The organism is Pseudomonas sp. AU12215 (assembly GCF_001675465.2).
In the GTDB taxonomy this organism is placed as follows: domain Bacteria; phylum Pseudomonadota; class Gammaproteobacteria; order Pseudomonadales; family Pseudomonadaceae; genus Pseudomonas; species Pseudomonas nitroreducens.
The window spans coordinates 29,141-44,930 of record NZ_MACM02000125.1 but is presented as its reverse complement, the minus strand read 5'-3'; the positions used below and the strand labels follow the sequence as shown (position 1 = coordinate 44,930).

General features: G+C 65.1%; 12 protein-coding genes. 9 read left to right on the top strand and 3 right to left on the bottom strand.

Features of this window, described 5'->3' with window-relative positions; all coding sequences use genetic code 11:
• Positions 1-86 precede the first annotated feature (86 nt).
• Positions 87-1,340, bottom strand: a complete 1,254-nt coding sequence (glyA, locus tag A9513_RS16535) for a serine hydroxymethyltransferase (RefSeq protein ID WP_065085100.1) — start codon at positions 1,338-1,340, stop codon at positions 87-89.
• 163 nt (positions 1,341-1,503) lie between these two features.
• Between glyA and A9513_RS16530 the strand changes: the two genes are divergently transcribed.
• From A9513_RS16530 to A9513_RS16515, 4 genes are all read left to right on the top strand, one after another.
• Positions 1,504-2,106, top strand: coding sequence for a hypothetical protein (locus A9513_RS16530; protein WP_141678439.1), 603 nt, complete (start codon positions 1,504-1,506; stop codon positions 2,104-2,106).
• Positions 2,107-2,171: 65 nt separating this feature from the next.
• Positions 2,172-2,849 (top strand): hypothetical protein, encoded by a 678-nt coding sequence (locus tag A9513_RS16525; protein ID WP_024767031.1) that lies wholly within the window; start codon positions 2,172-2,174, stop codon positions 2,847-2,849.
• Between the two features lie 119 nt (positions 2,850-2,968).
• Complete coding sequence (locus A9513_RS16520) at positions 2,969-3,397, top strand: hypothetical protein (protein WP_024767032.1); 429 nt, start codon at positions 2,969-2,971, stop codon at positions 3,395-3,397.
• A 74-nt stretch (positions 3,398-3,471) separates the two neighbouring features.
• Positions 3,472-4,518, top strand: a complete 1,047-nt coding sequence (locus A9513_RS16515; protein ID WP_065085098.1) for a low specificity L-threonine aldolase — start codon at positions 3,472-3,474, stop codon at positions 4,516-4,518.
• 369 nt (positions 4,519-4,887) lie between these two features.
• Here A9513_RS16515 and A9513_RS16510 read toward each other — a convergent pair whose 3' ends face one another.
• Entirely contained in the window at positions 4,888-5,205 is a 318-nt protein-coding gene (locus tag A9513_RS16510) for a heavy metal-binding domain-containing protein (protein ID WP_037012683.1), read from the bottom strand.
• A 924-nt stretch (positions 5,206-6,129) separates the two neighbouring features.
• Between A9513_RS16510 and fusA the strand changes: the two genes are divergently transcribed.
• Positions 6,130-8,178 carry an elongation factor G gene (gene fusA / locus A9513_RS16505; RefSeq protein WP_065085097.1) on the top strand — a complete coding sequence of 683 codons (2,049 nt, stop codon included), beginning with the start codon at positions 6,130-6,132 and terminating at the stop codon, positions 8,176-8,178.
• 235 nt (positions 8,179-8,413) lie between these two features.
• Here fusA and gbcB read toward each other — a convergent pair whose 3' ends face one another.
• Entirely contained in the window at positions 8,414-9,517 is a 1,104-nt protein-coding gene (gene gbcB, locus A9513_RS16500; protein WP_038803790.1) for a glycine-betaine demethylase subunit GbcB, read from the bottom strand.
• A gap of 425 nt (positions 9,518-9,942) precedes the next feature.
• On the opposite strand from gbcB, the gene gbcA reads away from it, so the two are divergent.
• The 4 genes from gbcA (at position 9,943) to dgcA (ending at position 15,673) form a co-directional block, all read left to right on the top strand.
• Positions 9,943-11,232, top strand: a complete 1,290-nt coding sequence (gene gbcA / locus A9513_RS16495) for a glycine-betaine demethylase subunit GbcA (protein ID WP_024767036.1) — start codon at positions 9,943-9,945, stop codon at positions 11,230-11,232.
• 633 nt (positions 11,233-11,865) lie between these two features.
• Positions 11,866-12,843 (top strand): dipeptidase, encoded by a 978-nt coding sequence (locus A9513_RS16490; protein WP_024767037.1) that lies wholly within the window; start codon positions 11,866-11,868, stop codon positions 12,841-12,843.
• A gap of 129 nt (positions 12,844-12,972) precedes the next feature.
• Positions 12,973-13,503, top strand: coding sequence for a 4-vinyl reductase (locus A9513_RS16485; protein WP_024767038.1), 531 nt, complete (start codon positions 12,973-12,975; stop codon positions 13,501-13,503).
• A gap of 94 nt (positions 13,504-13,597) precedes the next feature.
• Positions 13,598-15,673 (top strand): dimethylglycine demethylation protein DgcA, encoded by a 2,076-nt coding sequence (dgcA, locus tag A9513_RS16480; RefSeq protein WP_065085096.1) that lies wholly within the window; start codon positions 13,598-13,600, stop codon positions 15,671-15,673.
• Positions 15,674-15,790: the final 117 nt, after the last annotated feature.

Genomic DNA, 15,790 nt, shown 5'->3' with positions numbered 1-15,790 from the left:
GGGGGGGGGGGGGGGGGGGGGGGGGGGGGGTTGCTCCCCCTCATCCGCCCTTCGGGCACCTTCTCCCAGAGGGAGAAGGAAGTTCGTCAACGGTAGACCGGGAAGTCCGCGCACAGCCCGGCGACCTGGGTCGCCACCTTGGCCTCGACGTCGGCGTCGCCCAGATGGTCCAGCACGTCGCTGATCCAGCCGGCCAGCTCGCGGCACTGTTCTTCCTTCAGCCCACGGGTGGTGACCGCCGGGGTGCCGATGCGAATGCCGGAGGTGACGAACGGGCTCTGCGGGTCGTTCGGCACGGCGTTCTTGTTCACCGTGATGCCGACGCGGCCGAGGGCGGCGTCCGCTTCCTTGCCGGTCAGGCCCTGCTTCACCAGGCTGATCAGCATCAGGTGGTTGTCGGTGCCGCCGGAAACCACGTCATAGCCGCGTTCGATGAACACCTTGGCCATGGCCTGGGCGTTCCTGATCACCTGGGCCTGGTAGTCCTTGAAGCCGGGCTCCAGCGCTTCCTTGAAGCACACCGCCTTGGCGGCGATCACGTGCATCAGCGGGCCGCCCTGGGCGCCGGGGAAGACGGCCGAGTTGAGCTTCTTCTCGATCTCTTCGTTGGATTTCGCCAGGATCAGGCCGCCGCGCGGGCCGCGCAGGGTCTTGTGGGTGGTGGTGGTGACCACGTCGGCGTAGGGCAGCGGGTTCGGGTAGAGGCCGGCGGCGACCAGGCCGGCAACGTGGGCCATGTCGACGAACAGCAGCGCCCCGACCTTGTCGGCAATGGCGCGGAAGCGCGGGAAGTCCAGGGTCTTGGAGTAGGCGGAGAAGCCGGCGACGATCATCTTCGGCTGGTGCTCCACGGCCAGGCGCTCGACCTCGTCGTAGTCGATCAGCCCGGTGTCGGTGTTCAGGCCGTACTGCACCGCGTTGTACAGCTTGCCCGAGGACGACACCTTGGCGCCGTGGGTCAGGTGGCCGCCGTGGGCCAGGCTCATGCCCAGGAGGGTGTCGCCGGCGTTGAGCAGGGCAAGGTACACGGCGGCGTTGGCCGAGGAGCCGGAGTGCGGTTGCACATTGGCGTAGTCGGCGCCGAACAGCTGCTTGGCGCGGTCGATGGCCAGCTGCTCGACTTTATCCACATGTTCGCAACCACCGTAGTAGCGCTTGCCCGGATAACCTTCGGCGTACTTGTTGGTCAGCCCGCTGCCCTGAGCCTGCATGACGCGCTTGCTGGTGTAGTTTTCCGAAGCGATCAGCTCGAGGTGGTCCTCCTGGCGCGCTTCCTCGGCATCCATCGCCGCGAGCAGTTCGTCGTCATAGCCCTGGATCTGGTCGTGCTTGCTGAACATCGCTGGTCTCCCTGCGGCGCCCGGAAGCGCCATGGCCGGTACGGGACCGAGTGGTCCCCATGGCAGCGATGGTATGACTGGCCCAGCCGGTCCAGATGCCTGCGCACGTCGCGGGTAGGTGCGTTTGCGACATGCCGCGACAGGCGCAAAAGCGACCGGGTGCGTGGAATTGCTCGCGACGGCTGGTCAGAATGCGACATGCCTGCGCCAGGGCGGCGTGGCCGGTGGAGTCATGCGGATGAAGCGCTGCTTTCTATGGGGGTCGCTGGGCCTTGCCCTGCTGGTGTCGACGGGGTCGGCCTGGGGCATGTCGCGCCTGTTCGACGGCGACGCCAATGTCTGGATGCAGGGCAGGACGCTGTGCTTCGGCGGCGCGGCGTTCAAGTCGCCCGGTTTGTTCTTCAACCGCACGCTGAAGGTGGATGAGCGGCAGGTAGCGGTGCATGACATTGAGGTCTCCCGCGAGCCTTACGAGCCGTTCTGGGCATCTTCCAGTATCGAGCCGGCCCAGGGCGTGCCGCTGCGCAGCGACACCTGCTTCGCCTACGGCCAGGCGATCCCCGGCTTCACCGAGAAAACTCCGGCCCGGCCCCTCGAGCCGGGCCTGTACAGCGTCACCGTTGGTGGGCACGACAGCCGCGGGGACGGCGCACGGGCGACGTTCATGAGGACCTTCTGCCTGGAGTCGCGCGGCGACGGGCTCGCAGTCATTGACGCGGGCTTCGACGAGAGATCCGGTCGCTGGCTCTGCAAACCCGCGCAATGAAGCTTTGGATAGGAACCGCCCGGCCAAGGGACTAAACTGCGACCCTCACGAAATGCGAGGACGCCATGAACCGTTCCCTGACTCTGCTTTCCGCCCTGCTGCTCACCGCGACGCTGCAGGGCTGTGGTGACGACAGCAAACCCGCCAAGGCCGAAGCGCCCCAGGCTGCCAGCAGCGCCGCCGCTACCCCGGCTGGCGACAGTTGCTCCGGCCATGAACTGGAACGCGCGTTGCCGCCGACCAAGGCCGTCTACGGCTATCCCTACCTGTCCCGCGAGTGCGGCTATGACAGTGCCACCATCGTCTACGGCAAGGCCGATGGCAGCCAGCAACTGGTCGTGACCCTGACCGACACCGGCCTGCCGGCGCCGGGCGCCGACCAACAGGGTGAGGCCGCCAAGCAGTACCTGGCCGCCCAGGCCAAGCTGCGCGACACCACCGCGAAGAACGTCTCGCTGCTCAACCAGGCGCGCCAGGCCGCGCTGCAGAACGGCACCGCCGCGCAGTTCGGCGGCGAGCAGTACCTGCCGGTGATCGACAGCACCCGTATGGGCGACCCGCTGGCCATCAGCGTGCCGGGCCCGGACGACAAGGCTGGCGAGTCGAGCCTGACGGGGCTGATCAAGGGCCGCTACGTGCTCAACATGACCTCGCCGGACAAGCCCAACGGCGGCACCGCCCAGTCCCTGCGCGAGCTGTTCGTGCCGATCTCCGAGCAGATGGCGCTGACCAAGCTGCCCTGACAGATAGAGATATATCTGACAGGAAGTCATTCCGGTTTCTGATCCTCCATCTCACCTAGTTCTTAGGAAGATTCTCGGCATCGTTCGTTACCGATCGCCCGAGGCCGAGGTGGAGGACCATGAAATTCAAATTGAGAAACCTGCCCCTGCTGCTGGCAGCGGCGTTTTCGCTGGCCGGCCATGCGACGCAGATACCCGCGCAACCCGCACCCGAGGTCAAGGCCTACAGCGGTGCGGACGGCGTCAAGGTCTGGCTTGAACAGATAGGCCCGCGCAAGGCCAATATGTTCCTGGTGCGCATCGGCGGGGTGGCCCACGCATGGAACATGCGCATCCATCGGATGGATGGCCTCAGCCTGCTCGACGAATCCCTGTTCAAGCTGCATTCCCAGGACAGGGAACCTATCGCCCTGGTACTGCGGGGCGATTGCGGTGAAGTGATGCTCCCCGGCGAGAGCAATACCCGGAAGGTCTGCTACGACCAGCAGTTGTCGGCGACCCAGGATGCCAAGCAGTTCGTCAGCGCCTACGTGAACCAGCGGCTGTAAGAGTCCGGCTGCACGAGAGGCGGGGTTTTCGCTACGCTGCTGACTGACATTTCTGCGCAGTGCCGAGGCAGCCCATGACCGACAACACCCAACAGTTCGCCAGCGACAACTATTCCGGCATCTGCCCCGAAGCCTGGGCGGCGATGGCCGAGGCCAACCGCGGCCACGAGCGCGCTTACGGCGACGACCAGTGGACCGCCCGTGCCTCCGACTATTTCCGCGAGCTGTTCGAGACCGACTGCGAAGTCTTCTTCGCCTTCAACGGCACCGCGGCCAACTCCCTGGCCCTGGCCGCCCTGTGCCAGAGCTACCACAGCGTGATCTGCGCCGAGACCGCCCACGTCGAGACCGACGAGTGCGGCGCGCCGGAGTTCTTCTCCAACGGCTCCAAGCTGCTGCTGGCGCGCACCGACGCCCAGGGCAAGCTGACCCCGGCTGCGATCCGCGAGATCGCCCTCAAGCGCCAGGACATCCACTATCCCAAGCCGCGCGTGGTCACCATCACCCAGGCCACCGAGGTCGGCACCGTCTACCGCCCGGATGAGCTGCAGGCGCTCAGTGCCACCTGCCGCGAGCTGGGCCTGCACCTGCACATGGACGGCGCGCGCTTCTCCAATGCCTGCGCCTTCCTCGCCGCGACCCCGGCCGAGCTGACCTGGAAGGCCGGCGTCGAGGTGTTGTGCTTCGGCGGTACCAAGAACGGCATGGCGGTGGGTGAGGCCATCCTGTTCTTCAACCGCGAGCTGGCCGAAGGCTTCGACTACCGCTGCAAGCAGGCCGGCCAACTGGCCTCGAAGATGCGCTTCCTCGCCGCGCCCTGGGTGGGCGTGCTGCAGGACGATGCCTGGATGCACTACGCCAGCCATGCCAACCGCTGTGCACAACTGCTGGCCGAGCGCGTCGCCGATGTGCCGGGCGTGCAGCTGATGTTCCCGGTGGAAGCCAACGGCGTGTTCCTGCAGATGTCCGAACCGGCGCTGGAAGCCCTGCGTCAGCTCGGCTGGCGCTTCTACACCTTCATCGGCGCCGGCGGCGCGCGCTTCATGTGTTCGTGGGACACCGAGATCGAGCGGGTCGAGGAACTGGCCGCTGACATTCGCAAGGTCATGGCGGCAGGCTGAAGGGCGCCGGAGTTGTCCCCAGGCGCTGGGGACGGTTGCACGGGCAACCTGTCGCCAACCTGTGGATGAATGCTTGCAGGCCGCGGGCGGACTGGCCTGCACAGGTCTGGTCAATATTTGAGCGGCGCGGGTTGATGGTAAGAGCGAGCTTGCTCGCGAACATCCGTAGCCTCGCTTCACTCCGTGGAATCAGGCGGACTGCGGTTCGCGAGCAAGCTCGCTCCTACAAGGGGGCTCACTCTCCACGGAGCGATTGGCACAGGATGAGACGGTGGTCTCAGCCGGCACGGATTGCCCCCTCTCCCTGAGGGAGAGGGCTGGGGTGAGGGGAATGCAAGGCACGGACCTCCCGGAGCACAAGCAGGATTTCTATATCTTCACCGCCGTCCCGCTCACGCTGACCATCAGCATGCTGCCGTTCTGGCCCACCACCTCGTAGTCCAGGTCGATGCCGACCACGGCGTTGGCGCCCAGCTCCTCGGCGCGTTCCTGCAGCTCCTCGAAGGCAATCTCCCGCGCCCGCCCCAGCTCCTTCTCGTACGCTCCGGAGCGGCCGCCGATGATGTCGCGCAGGCCGGCGAACAGATCGCGGAACACGTTGGCGCCGAGGATCGCCTCGCCGACCACGATGCCGCGGTATTCCTGGATGGTCTTGCCCTCGATGGTGGGTGTGGTGGTCAGGATCATGGGACTGGCTCCTCTGCTGGGGAAATCCAGCATAGCCCTGCACCTCAGGGAAGGCCGCGCCGGCTGTGTTTCAGCGTTTGGCGAAGATACCGGGGAAACCTTGTGATAAAGCTGTGGACAACCTGGTGGAAAATGACACTCCCGCGGCACTTTCGTGACGGCTGGAAAATCGTCGCTCATTTTCGCAAGGTGCCCGTTATTCGCGGCTTGCAGAGGTAGAAGTGAGCGTTGGGGAGATCTCCACAGCTGCTGTGGAGGCACGCTTGCCCAACCTGTGGAAAACCTGTTGGGAGGTGCCTGCGGAGCTGGTGGTGCCTGGCTTGCCCGAATCTGGCTGTTTTCTGATCAACTCCTTCTTTTCAACCACTTGGGAGTCTGTGTATCGATTTTCGGCAAAGGGTCTGTGCACGATCTTTCCTCCGCTATCCCCGGTTTGTGTTGACCCGCTTGTGCGCCTCCTGTGGAAAACATCCTCCGCGCCACGCCTGCCGTGGGTTTCACAGCCTTGCTCAAGGATTGACCAGCAAGGGAGCAAGCAATTGATCCACAGCGACTTTTCCCCGGCGCCGGGAGCGGCGTAAAACTTTCCACAATGGCTGTGGGGCGAATCTCGAGGAAGCTGTGGACAAGCTGTACCCAGATCGCTGGAGGCCGCGCACGGCGCGCCGTCCTCATATCAGTACGTTTTTTGATCAAATGGCGAAAGTGGCGTCGTTACTGGCTTCCAGCGGCTTTTCCGGCGAGTTTTCCACATCGGCTGTGCAGCGTTCTGCCAGGAACTTGTGGGCGGGTTGTGGATGGATCGCTGCGAGCCCCGCTCCCTATGGCTCTCGCGGGGTTGATCAATATTTGTCCAGGGCCCTGGGGGAGGCTGCCTATAATTTAGCCACGGCGGGCAGAAACCCTGGTGGCGGGAGATCCAGCATGTCCAGTTACTCGGTGGAACAGATCCGCACCGTGGCCCTGGTCGGCCACGGTGACAGCGGCAAGACCCTGCTTGCCGAGGCGCTGCTGCAGCACGCCGGCGCAATCCCCAGCATGGGTTCGCTGGAGCGCGGCGACACCCTCTGCGATTCCGACCCCATGGAGCGCGAGTACCACCACTCACTGGCCGCCGCACTGGCGCACTTCGAGCACGCGGGCGCACACATCCGCCTGGTCGACACCCCCGGTTATCCCGACTTCATCGGCCACGCGTTGCCGGCGCTCGCTGCGGTGGAAACCGCGCTGGTGGTGGTGAATGCGCAGAACGGCATCGAGCTGTCCACGCGGCGGATGATGGACTGGGCGGGCGAACGCGGCCTGTGCCGGATGCTGGTGGTGAACAAGATCGACGCCGAGCGCGTTGACCTGCCGGCCCTGTTGGCGGGTTTGCGCGAGTCGTTCGGCAAGGAAGTACTGCCCCTCAACCTGCCCGCCGAGGGTGGCGCGCGGGTTGTGGATTGCTTCTTCAATCCTGACGGGCAGGCTGACTTCTCCTCCGTGGCCGAGGCGCATCAGGCGCTGGTGGACCAGGTGGTGGAAGTGGATGAGGCGCTGATGGCGCATTACCTGGAGGAGGGCGAGGTGGCGCCCGAGGCGCTGCATGAACCCTTCGAGCGTGCGCTGCGCGAAGGGCACCTGATTCCCCTGTGCTTCGTTTCTGCCCGCACCGGTGCTGGCGTCCCTGAGCTGGCCGACATTCTCGCGCGCCTCGCGCCCAACCCCGGCGAAGGCAACCCGCCGCTGTTCCTGCGCACCGACGACAAGGGCAAGGAACACCCGGTGACCTGCCAGCCGGACCCCAAGGCCCATGTGCTGGCCCACGTGTTCAAGGTGGTGATCGATCCCTTCGTCGGCCGCCTGGCTGTATTCCGCGTGCATCAGGGCACGGTGCGCCGGGAAATGCAGTTGTTCGCCGGCGACGGGCGCAAACCGTTCAAGGTCGGACACCTGTTGCGCCTGCAGGGGAAGAAGCATGAGGAGGCGCCGTGGCTGATCCCGGGAGACTTCGGCGCGCTGACCAAGGTCGACGAACTGGAGTACGGGGTGGTGCTGCACGATTCCCACGATGAGGACCACATCCACCTCAAGCCGCTGGAATTCCCCGAGCCGATGCAGGGCCTGGCCATCGAGGCGAGCCGCCGCGGCGACGAGCAGCGCCTGGCGGAAATCCTCCAGCGCCTGCAGGCCGAAGACCCCTGTGTGCGTCTGGATTACAACGCCTCGACCCAGCAGACCGTGCTGCGCGGCATGGGTGAGATGCACCTGCGCTACCTGCTGGAACGCATGGCCGGTCAATACAAGCTGGAGGTGCAGACCCGCGCGCCGGCCGTCCCTTACCGCGAGACCGCCACGCGAGCGGCAGAGGGCCACAGCCGGCACAAGAAGCAAACGGGCGGAGCGGGGCAGTTCGGCGAGGTGTTCCTGCGCATCGAGCCGCTGCCGCGTGGCGAGGGCTTCGCCTTCGTCGATGCGATCAAGGGCGGGGTGATCCCCGGCAACTTCATCCCCTCGGTGGAAAAGGGCGTGCGCGCGGCGCTGGCAGCCGGGCCGCTGGCCGGCTTCCCGGTGGAAGACGTCAAGGTCACGGTGTTCGACGGCAAGAGCCATTCGGTGGATTCCAAGGACATCGCCTTCCAGGCCGCCGGGCGCAAGGCGATGCTCGATGCGCTGCGCAATGCCGGGGGCATCGTGCTGGAGCCGGTGATGCAGATCGAGGTGACGACGCCCGAGTCGCATCTGGGCGATATCACCGCCGATCTCACCGGCCGCCGGGGCCAGGTGCTGGGTACCGAGTCGCTGTCGGCCAGCGTCGCGCTGGTGCGTGGCCAGGTCCCGCTGGCGGAGATGGACGGCTACGCCAATCGCTTGAAATCCATTACCGCCGGGCAGGGGCTCTACAGCCTTTCCTCCAGCCATTACAGCGCCGTCCCACAGGACGTGCAGCAGCGCCTGTCCAGTGGCTACAAGGCAACCCCGGAAGAAGATTGAACGAATGTGGATAGTTGTCGCAGGCGGGCGCCGCAAAGGCCCGTGCCTGTGCGCTTCCACGCGTCGCCACAATGGCCTCGTCGGTCTGCCGTAAGCCACGTGGCATGCGGGTTGCAGGCGGGATCGAGGCGGCCATTCGGGTCGGCCGGAGGTGTCTCCAGCCTTGCGCCGGGACACCCCTTTCCTGTGGATAACTCGGTGGGTAACGTGTGGGACGGATGGGGGCAGCCTGTGATCAGTACTCGATCACCACATCGCCCTTGGGCACGCTGCAGCAGGACAGGATGTAGCCTTCGGCGACATCTTCGTCGGTGATCCCGCCGTTGTGCTCCATCTCCACCTCGCCGGAGCGCTTCATTACTTTGCAGGTGCCGCAGATGCCCATGCCGCAGGCCTTGGGAATGTGCAGGCCGAGCTGGGCAGCGGCGGCGTGGACGGTCTCGCCCGGCGCCACGCGGATGCTTTTGCCGGTTTCGCAGAATTCCACGAGGTTCTGCTCGGCCAGCGGCACGGCTGGCGCTTCGGCGGCCTCGGCGGCCAGCTCCTTCACGTCGGCGCGCACTTCCGGTGGGGTCGGGCCGAAGGCTTCCTCGTGGTAGCGCGACATGTCGTAGCCTTCGGCTTCGAGCAGGCGCTTGACCGCATGCATGTACGGCGTCGGGCCGCAGCAGAAGACTTCGCGTTCGAGGTAGTCCGGCGCCATCAGTTGCAGCATCGCCTTGTTCAGGAAGCCCCGATAGCCGGCCCAGGACTCGCCCATCTCGTACTTCTCGCAGACCAGGTACAGCTTGAAGTTGTTGATCCGCGAGTTCATGTGCTCCAGCTCGCGGTGGTAGATGATGTCCTTGGGCGTGCGCGCGCTGTGCACGAAGACCATGTCGACGTTGGCGTTGGTGTCGAAGAACCAGCGCGACATGGACATCACCGGGGTGATGCCGACACCGCCGGAGAGGAATAGCACCTTCTCGGCGGGAAAATCGATGGCGTTGAAGTTGCCCACCGGGCCGTGCACCGGGATCTGGTCGCCTTCCTTCAGGTTGTCGTGCAGCCAGTTCGAGACCTTGCCGCCGGGCACCCGCTTGATGGTGATGGAGAAGCTGTACGGCACCGAGGGCGAGCTGGAGATGGTGTAGGAACGCATGATCGGCTGGCCGTCGATCTCCAGTTCCAGGGTGACGAACTGGCCGGGCTTGAAGAAGAACATGATCGGCGCGTCGGCCATGAAGCAGAAGGTGCGCACATCCCAGGTTTCCTGGATGGCTTTCACGCAGCGCACCAGGTGGCGGCCGTTGGCCCAGGTCTGGGTGTTCACCGGGTTGAGGAAGGTGTTCGTCGACATGCTGTCTCTCCGCGCACGCGGGCCGTGCTGGGCCTGAGGGGGCAGCGCCGGGGTCCGTTGCCTACGTCGCTTGAGCGTAGAAAGCACGGGGCCTGTCGGCATGCCTGATGGGGCGGATTGTGTGCACGAGGATGACCGGTGCATTTACCTGCCAGCGACATTTGCATGCTTATCGCGACCTGCCGCCTGGGACGTGCGGTTGCGCGTCGGGAAATGATCTGGCCGTGTCGCCCATGGATAAGGGTTCCTACAGGGCGCGGCCCCACACTCAGCTCCATGCCGAGCAACCCCCCAGGTTGAGCGAGACGGCGGGAAACGGCGCACTCGGCGCGCCTGGCACCTGCCGCAAATGCCCTGCGTGGCACACCGTATCAGCCACTTATTTCCGCCGGCAGCCAAACGGGCTGCGGCATGAGGACCTAGCAATGGACGTCACTACTACCCTGAGTCTGGGCGATCCGCTGGAACCGGCCCGCAAGGCCACCGCCGAGATGCTGCGCACTCGCGACCACAGCTTCTCGCTGCCGCAACCCTTCTACAACGACGAACGCCTGTTCCAGCTGGACATGCAGGAGATCTTCCACAAGGAATGGCTGATCGCCGGCATGACCTGCGAGATCCCCGCCAAGGGCAACTTCCTCACCCTGCAGATCGGCGACAACCCGGTCATCGTGCTGCGCGGCGCCGAGGGCAAGATCCACGCCTTCCACAACGTCTGCCGCCACCGTGGTTCGCGCCTGTGCGTCAGCGACAAGGGCAAGGTCGCCAAGCTGGTCTGCCCCTACCACCAGTGGACCTACGAGCTGGACGGCCGCCTGCTGTTCGCCGGCACCGAGATGGGCGCCGACTTCGACATGAAGGACTACAGCCTGAAACCGGTGAACGTGAAGACCGCCGGCGGCTACATCTTCATCTCGCTGTCGGAGAACCCGCCGGCCATCGATGACTTCCTGCGTACGCTCGAGCACTACATGGAGCCGTACGACATGGAGAACACCAAGGTGGCGGTGCAGACCACGCTGCGGGAAAAGGCCAACTGGAAGCTGGTGCTGGAAAACAACCGCGAGTGCTATCACTGCAACGGCTCGCACCCGGAGCTGCTGAACACCCTGCTGGAGTGGGACGACGTCACCGACCCGCGCGCCAGCCAGGCGTTCAAGGACCAGGTGGCAGCCTGCACCACCGCCTGGGAAGCGGAGAAGATTCCGTACGCCCACGCCAGCTTCGGCCTGCGCAACCGCATCGTGCGCATGCCGCTGCTGCAGGGCACCGTGTCCATGACCATGGACGGCAAGCAGGGCAGCAAGAAGCTCATGGGCCGCATCCAGAACCCGGACCTGGGATCGATGCGCATCCTGCACCTGCCGCACTCGTGGAATCACTGCATGGGCGACCACCTGATCGTCTTCACCGTCTGGCCGATCAGCGCGCAGGAAACCGTGGTCACCACCAAGTGGCTGGTGCACAAGGATGCGGTGGAAGGTGTCGACTACGACGTGGCGCGCCTGCGCGAAGTCTGGGACGCCACCAACGACCAGGACCGCCGCCTGGCCGAAGAGAACCAGCGTGGTATCAACTCCACCGCCTACCAGCCGGGGCCGTACTCCAAGACCTACGAGTTCGGTGTGATCAACTTCCTCGACTGGTACAGCGAGCGGATGTTGAACAACCTGGGCGAGGAATCCGCCCACGCGCGCCTGGTCGCCGAGAAGTAAGCCCCCGCCACCCAGCGCCCCCTTTGCGGGGGCGCTGTCGTTGAAGAGGAATCCCCTTGGACGCCATGCTCTTCTACAGCAGCTCCGCCTTCGTCACCGGCCTGGTGGCGTGGAACCTCTTCGCCTGCTGGCGCAAGCGCTGAAATCGCCCTGGCGCAGCGTTACTTGTAGGAGCGAGCTTGCTCGCGAATGTCCCCCGGCGGACCCGGTGCCGCCGACGAAATACCCCCTCCCTAACCCTCCCCCTGAAGGGAGAGGGGACTGTTCGTGCAGCGGGCAGATCAAGTGCTCGCTGGTTGACGCTGGTCTTTCCGCGAAATCAGGATCGCTCCCTCTCCCTTCAGGGAGAGGGCTGGGGAGAGGGCGTTTTCAGCTCTCACGCCGCGTCCCGCAACGAAGAGCATTCGCGAGCAAGCTCGCTCCTACAGGTACTGCGAACCCTGCAGCACATGGGGTTCCGCACCACACATTCCCCTGTGCGACGCAAACGCTGTCGCCCATGTCGCGAGGTTGACGCTTTCGGGTCGACCCTGGTCGTTTTCGAACCGGGTCGCCTCGGGGGGCAGGGATATCCTGCCTGCAAAGCGTCGGCACAAGCCCCGGCGCGCCAAGCCTGAGAAGGGGTACGCCAAGATGAGCCCAGCCGAAGTCCACGCCGACAGCATCGTCATCGATGGCCTGATCATCGCCAAGTGGAGCCGCGAGCTGTTCGAGGACATGCGCAAGGGCGGGCTGACCGCCGCGAACTGCACCGTCTCCGTGTGGGAAGGCTTCCAGGCCACGGTGAACAACATAGTCACGAGCAACAATTTGATCCGCGAGAACAGCGACCTGGTCATCCCGGTGCGCACCACCGCGGACATCCGCAAGGCCAAGGAGCAGGGCAAGACCGGCATCCTCTTCGGCTTCCAGAACGCCCATGCATTCGAGGACCAGATCGGCTACGTCGAGGTGTTCAAGCAGCTGGGCGTGGGCATCGTGCAGATGTGCTACAACACCCAGAACCTGGTCGGCACCGGCTGCTACGAGCGCGACGGCGGCCTCTCCGGTTTCGGCCGCGAGATCGTCGCGGAGATGAACCGCGTCGGCATCATGTGCGACCTGTCCCACGTCGGCTCGAAGACCTCCGAGGAAGTCATACTCGAGTCGAAGAAGCCCGTCACCTATTCCCACTGCCTGCCGTCGGGCCTCAAGGAACATCCGCGCAACAAGTCCGACGCCGAGCTGAAGTTCATCGCCGACCACGGCGGCTTCGTCGGCGTGACCATGTTCGCGCCCTTCCTCGCCAAGGGCATCGACTCGACCATCGACGACTACGCCGAAGCCATCGAGTACGTGATGAACCTCGTTGGCGAGGACGCCATCGGCATCGGCACCGACTTCACCCAGGGCCACGGCCAGGACTTCTTCGAGTGGCTGACCCACGACAAGGGTTATGCCCGCCGCCTCACCAACTTCGGCAAGATCGTCAACCCGCTCGGCATCCGCACCGTGGGCGAGTTCCCCAATCTCACCGAAACCCTGCTCAAGCGCGGCATGCCCGAGCGCGTGGTGCGCAAGGTCATGGGCGAGAACTGGGTGCGCGTCCTGAAAGACGTGTGGGGCGAGTAACACCGACTTTCCACTCTCCCGCTCGCGGGAGAGGCAAGGGGTGAGGGCCGCCGGCGCTCACCCGCGATCCTCTACATCCCGACCCTCTCCCAGAGCGAGCGGGTCCTACCCGGAATCGGAGCTGCACACATGGCCAAACACGCCCCCGAACTGCCCATCGAAGTCGACAGCGAAACCGGCGTCTGGACCACCGACGCCCTGCCGATGCTCTACGTACCGCGGCACTTCTTCGTCAACAACCACATGGGCATCGAGGAAGAGCTGGGCGCCGAGCGCTACGCGCAAATCCTCTACAAGGCCGGCTACAAGTCCGCCTGGCACTGGTGCGAGAAGGAAGCGGAGTGCCACGGCCTGGTCGGCGTGGAAGTCTTCGAGCACTACATGAAGCGCCTGTCCCAGCGCGGCTGGGGCCTGTTCCAGATCGAGCAGATCGACCTCGACAAGGGCACCGCCCAGGTTCGCCTGAAGCACTCGGCCTTCGTCTACGTCTACGGCAAGGTCAACCGCAAGGTCGACTACATGTTCACCGGCTGGTTCGCCGGCGCGATGGACCAGATTCTCCAGGCACGCGGCAGCGATATCCGCACCGTCGCCGAGCAGGTCTACAGCGGCGCCGAGGAAGGCCACGACGACGGCCTGTTCGTCGTCAAACCGCTCTGATCTTTCGCCCTCTGTAGGAGCGAGCTTGCTCGCGAACAAGCAGCCGCAAGGCCGCCAGACAACAAGAAACCTCTGATCCCGTGAGGATGCCGCAATGGCTTTCGAGGCAATGTTCCAGCCGATCCAGATCGGCAAGCTGACCATCCGCAACCGCGTACTCTCCACCGCTCACGCCGAGGTGTATGCCACCGACGGCGGCATGACCACCGAGCGCTACGTGAAGTACTACGAGGAGAAGGCCAAGGGCGGCATCGGCCTGGCCATCTGCGGCGGTTCCTCCGTGGTCGCCATCGACAGCCCGCAGGAATGGTGGAGCTCGGTGAACCTCTCAACCGACCGCATCATCCCGCACTTCCAGAACCTGGCCGACGCCATGCACAAGCATGGCGCCAAGATCATGATCCAGATTACCCACATGGGCCGCCGCTCGCGCTGGGACGGCTTCAACTGGCCGACCCTGATGTCGCCCTCCGGCGTGCGCGAGCCGGTGCACCGCGCCACCTGCAAGACCATCGAGCCGGAAGAGATCTGGCGGGTGATCGGCAACTACGCGCAAGCGGCTCGCCGTGCCAAGGCCGGCGGCCTGGACGGCGTCGAGCTGTCCGCCGTGCACCAGCACATGATCGACCAGTTCTGGAGCCCGCGGGTCAACAAGCGCACCGACGAATGGGGCGGCACCTTCGAGGGCCGCATGAAATTCGGCCTGGAAGTGCTCAAGGCCGTGCGTGCCGAAGTCGGCGACGATTTCTGTGTCGGCATGCGCATCTGCGGCGACGAGTTCCACCCGGACGGCCTGTCCCACGAGGACATGAAGCAGATCGCCAAGTACTACAGCGACACCGGCATGCTCGACTTCATCGGCGTGGTCGGCTCGGGTTGCGACACCCACAACACCCTGGCCAACGTCATCCCGAACATGACCTTCCCGCCGGAGCCGTTCCTGCACCTGGCCGCCGGCATCAAGGAAGTGGTCAACGTGCCGGTGCTGCACGCGCAGAACATCAAGGACCCGAACCAGGCCACGCGCATCCTCGAAGGCGGCTACGTGGACATGGTCGGCATGACCCGCGCGCACATCGCCGACCCGCACCTGATCGCCAAGATCAAGATGGGCCAGATCGACCAGATCAAGCAGTGCGTCGGCGCCAACTACTGCATCGACCGCCAGTACCAGGGCCTGGACGTGCTGTGCATCCAGAACGCCGCCACGTCCCGTGAGTACATGGGCGTGCCGCACATCATCGAGAAGACCACCGGCGTGAAGCGCAAGGTGGTGGTCGTCGGTGGCGGCCCGGCAGGGATGGAGGCGGCGCGCGTTGCCGCCGAGCGTGGCCACGACGTCACCCTGTTCGAGAAGAAGGAACAGCTCGGCGGACAGATCACCACCGCCTCGAAAGCCCCGCAGCGCGACCAGATCGCCGGCATCACCCGCTGGTACCAGCTGGAGCTGGCGCGGCTGAACGTCGACCTGCGCCTGGGCACCGGCGCGGATGCCGACACCATCCTCGACCTGCGCCCCGACGTGGTGGTGCTGGCCAACGGCGGCCATCCGTTCCTCGAGCAGAACGAACACTGGGGCGCCGCCGACGGGCTGGTGGTCAGCAGCTGGGACGTACTCGACGGCAAGGTCGCGCCGGGCAAGAACGTGCTGGTCTACGACACCATCTGCGAGTTCAGCGGCATGTCGGTGGCGGACTTCCTCGCCGACAAGGGCGCCCAGGTCGAGATCGTCACCGACGACATCAAGCCGGGCGTGGCCATCGGCGGCACCACCTTCCCGACCTACTACCGCAGCATGTACCCCAAGGAAGTGATCATGACCGGCGACCTGATGCTGGAGAAGGTCTACCGCGAGGGCGACAAGCTGGTAGCGGTGCTGGAGAACGAATACACCGGCGCGAAGGAAGAGCGGGTGGTCGACCAGATCGTCGTCGAGAATGGCGTGCGCCCGGACGAGAGCCTGTACTACGCGCTCAAGCAGGGCTCCCGCAACAAGGGCCAGATCGACGTCGAGGCGCTGTTCGCGATCAAGCCGCAGCCGTGTCTCAGTGCTCTTGATGACAACAGCGGGGGTGACGGTTACCTGTTGTTCCGCATCGGCGACTGCGTGGCCCAGCGCAACACCCATGCGGCGATCTACGACGCGCTGCGACTGTGCAAGGACTTCTAAGACACGTCATGTGATGTCCGGCAAGCACGGACAACCCCCTCTCCCTTCAGGGAGAGGGTTGGCGAGAGGGTGGTAGGCCAAGTGACCGAGCCGACCGGAAACACCCTCTCCCCCCGC

Excerpts from the sequence above, each read along its gene's own strand:
- glyA (WP_065085100.1), bottom strand. The coding sequence starts at position 1,340 with ATGTTCAGCAAGCACGACCAGATCCAGGGCTATGACGACGAACTGCTC.
- A9513_RS16525 (WP_024767031.1), top strand. The coding sequence starts at position 2,172 with ATGAACCGTTCCCTGACTCTGCTTTCCGCCCTGCTGCTCACCGCGACG.
- A9513_RS16520 (WP_024767032.1), top strand. The coding sequence starts at position 2,969 with ATGAAATTCAAATTGAGAAACCTGCCCCTGCTGCTGGCAGCGGCGTTT.
- A9513_RS16515 (WP_065085098.1), top strand. The coding sequence starts at position 3,472 with ATGACCGACAACACCCAACAGTTCGCCAGCGACAACTATTCCGGCATC.
- A9513_RS16510 (WP_037012683.1), bottom strand. The coding sequence starts at position 5,205 with ATGATCCTGACCACCACACCCACCATCGAGGGCAAGACCATCCAGGAA.
- fusA (WP_065085097.1), top strand. The coding sequence starts at position 6,130 with ATGTCCAGTTACTCGGTGGAACAGATCCGCACCGTGGCCCTGGTCGGC.
- gbcB (WP_038803790.1), bottom strand. The coding sequence starts at position 9,517 with ATGTCGACGAACACCTTCCTCAACCCGGTGAACACCCAGACCTGGGCC.
- gbcA (WP_024767036.1), top strand. The coding sequence starts at position 9,943 with ATGGACGTCACTACTACCCTGAGTCTGGGCGATCCGCTGGAACCGGCC.
- A9513_RS16490 (WP_024767037.1), top strand. The coding sequence starts at position 11,866 with ATGAGCCCAGCCGAAGTCCACGCCGACAGCATCGTCATCGATGGCCTG.
- A9513_RS16485 (WP_024767038.1), top strand. The coding sequence starts at position 12,973 with ATGGCCAAACACGCCCCCGAACTGCCCATCGAAGTCGACAGCGAAACC.
- dgcA (WP_065085096.1), top strand. The coding sequence starts at position 13,598 with ATGGCTTTCGAGGCAATGTTCCAGCCGATCCAGATCGGCAAGCTGACC.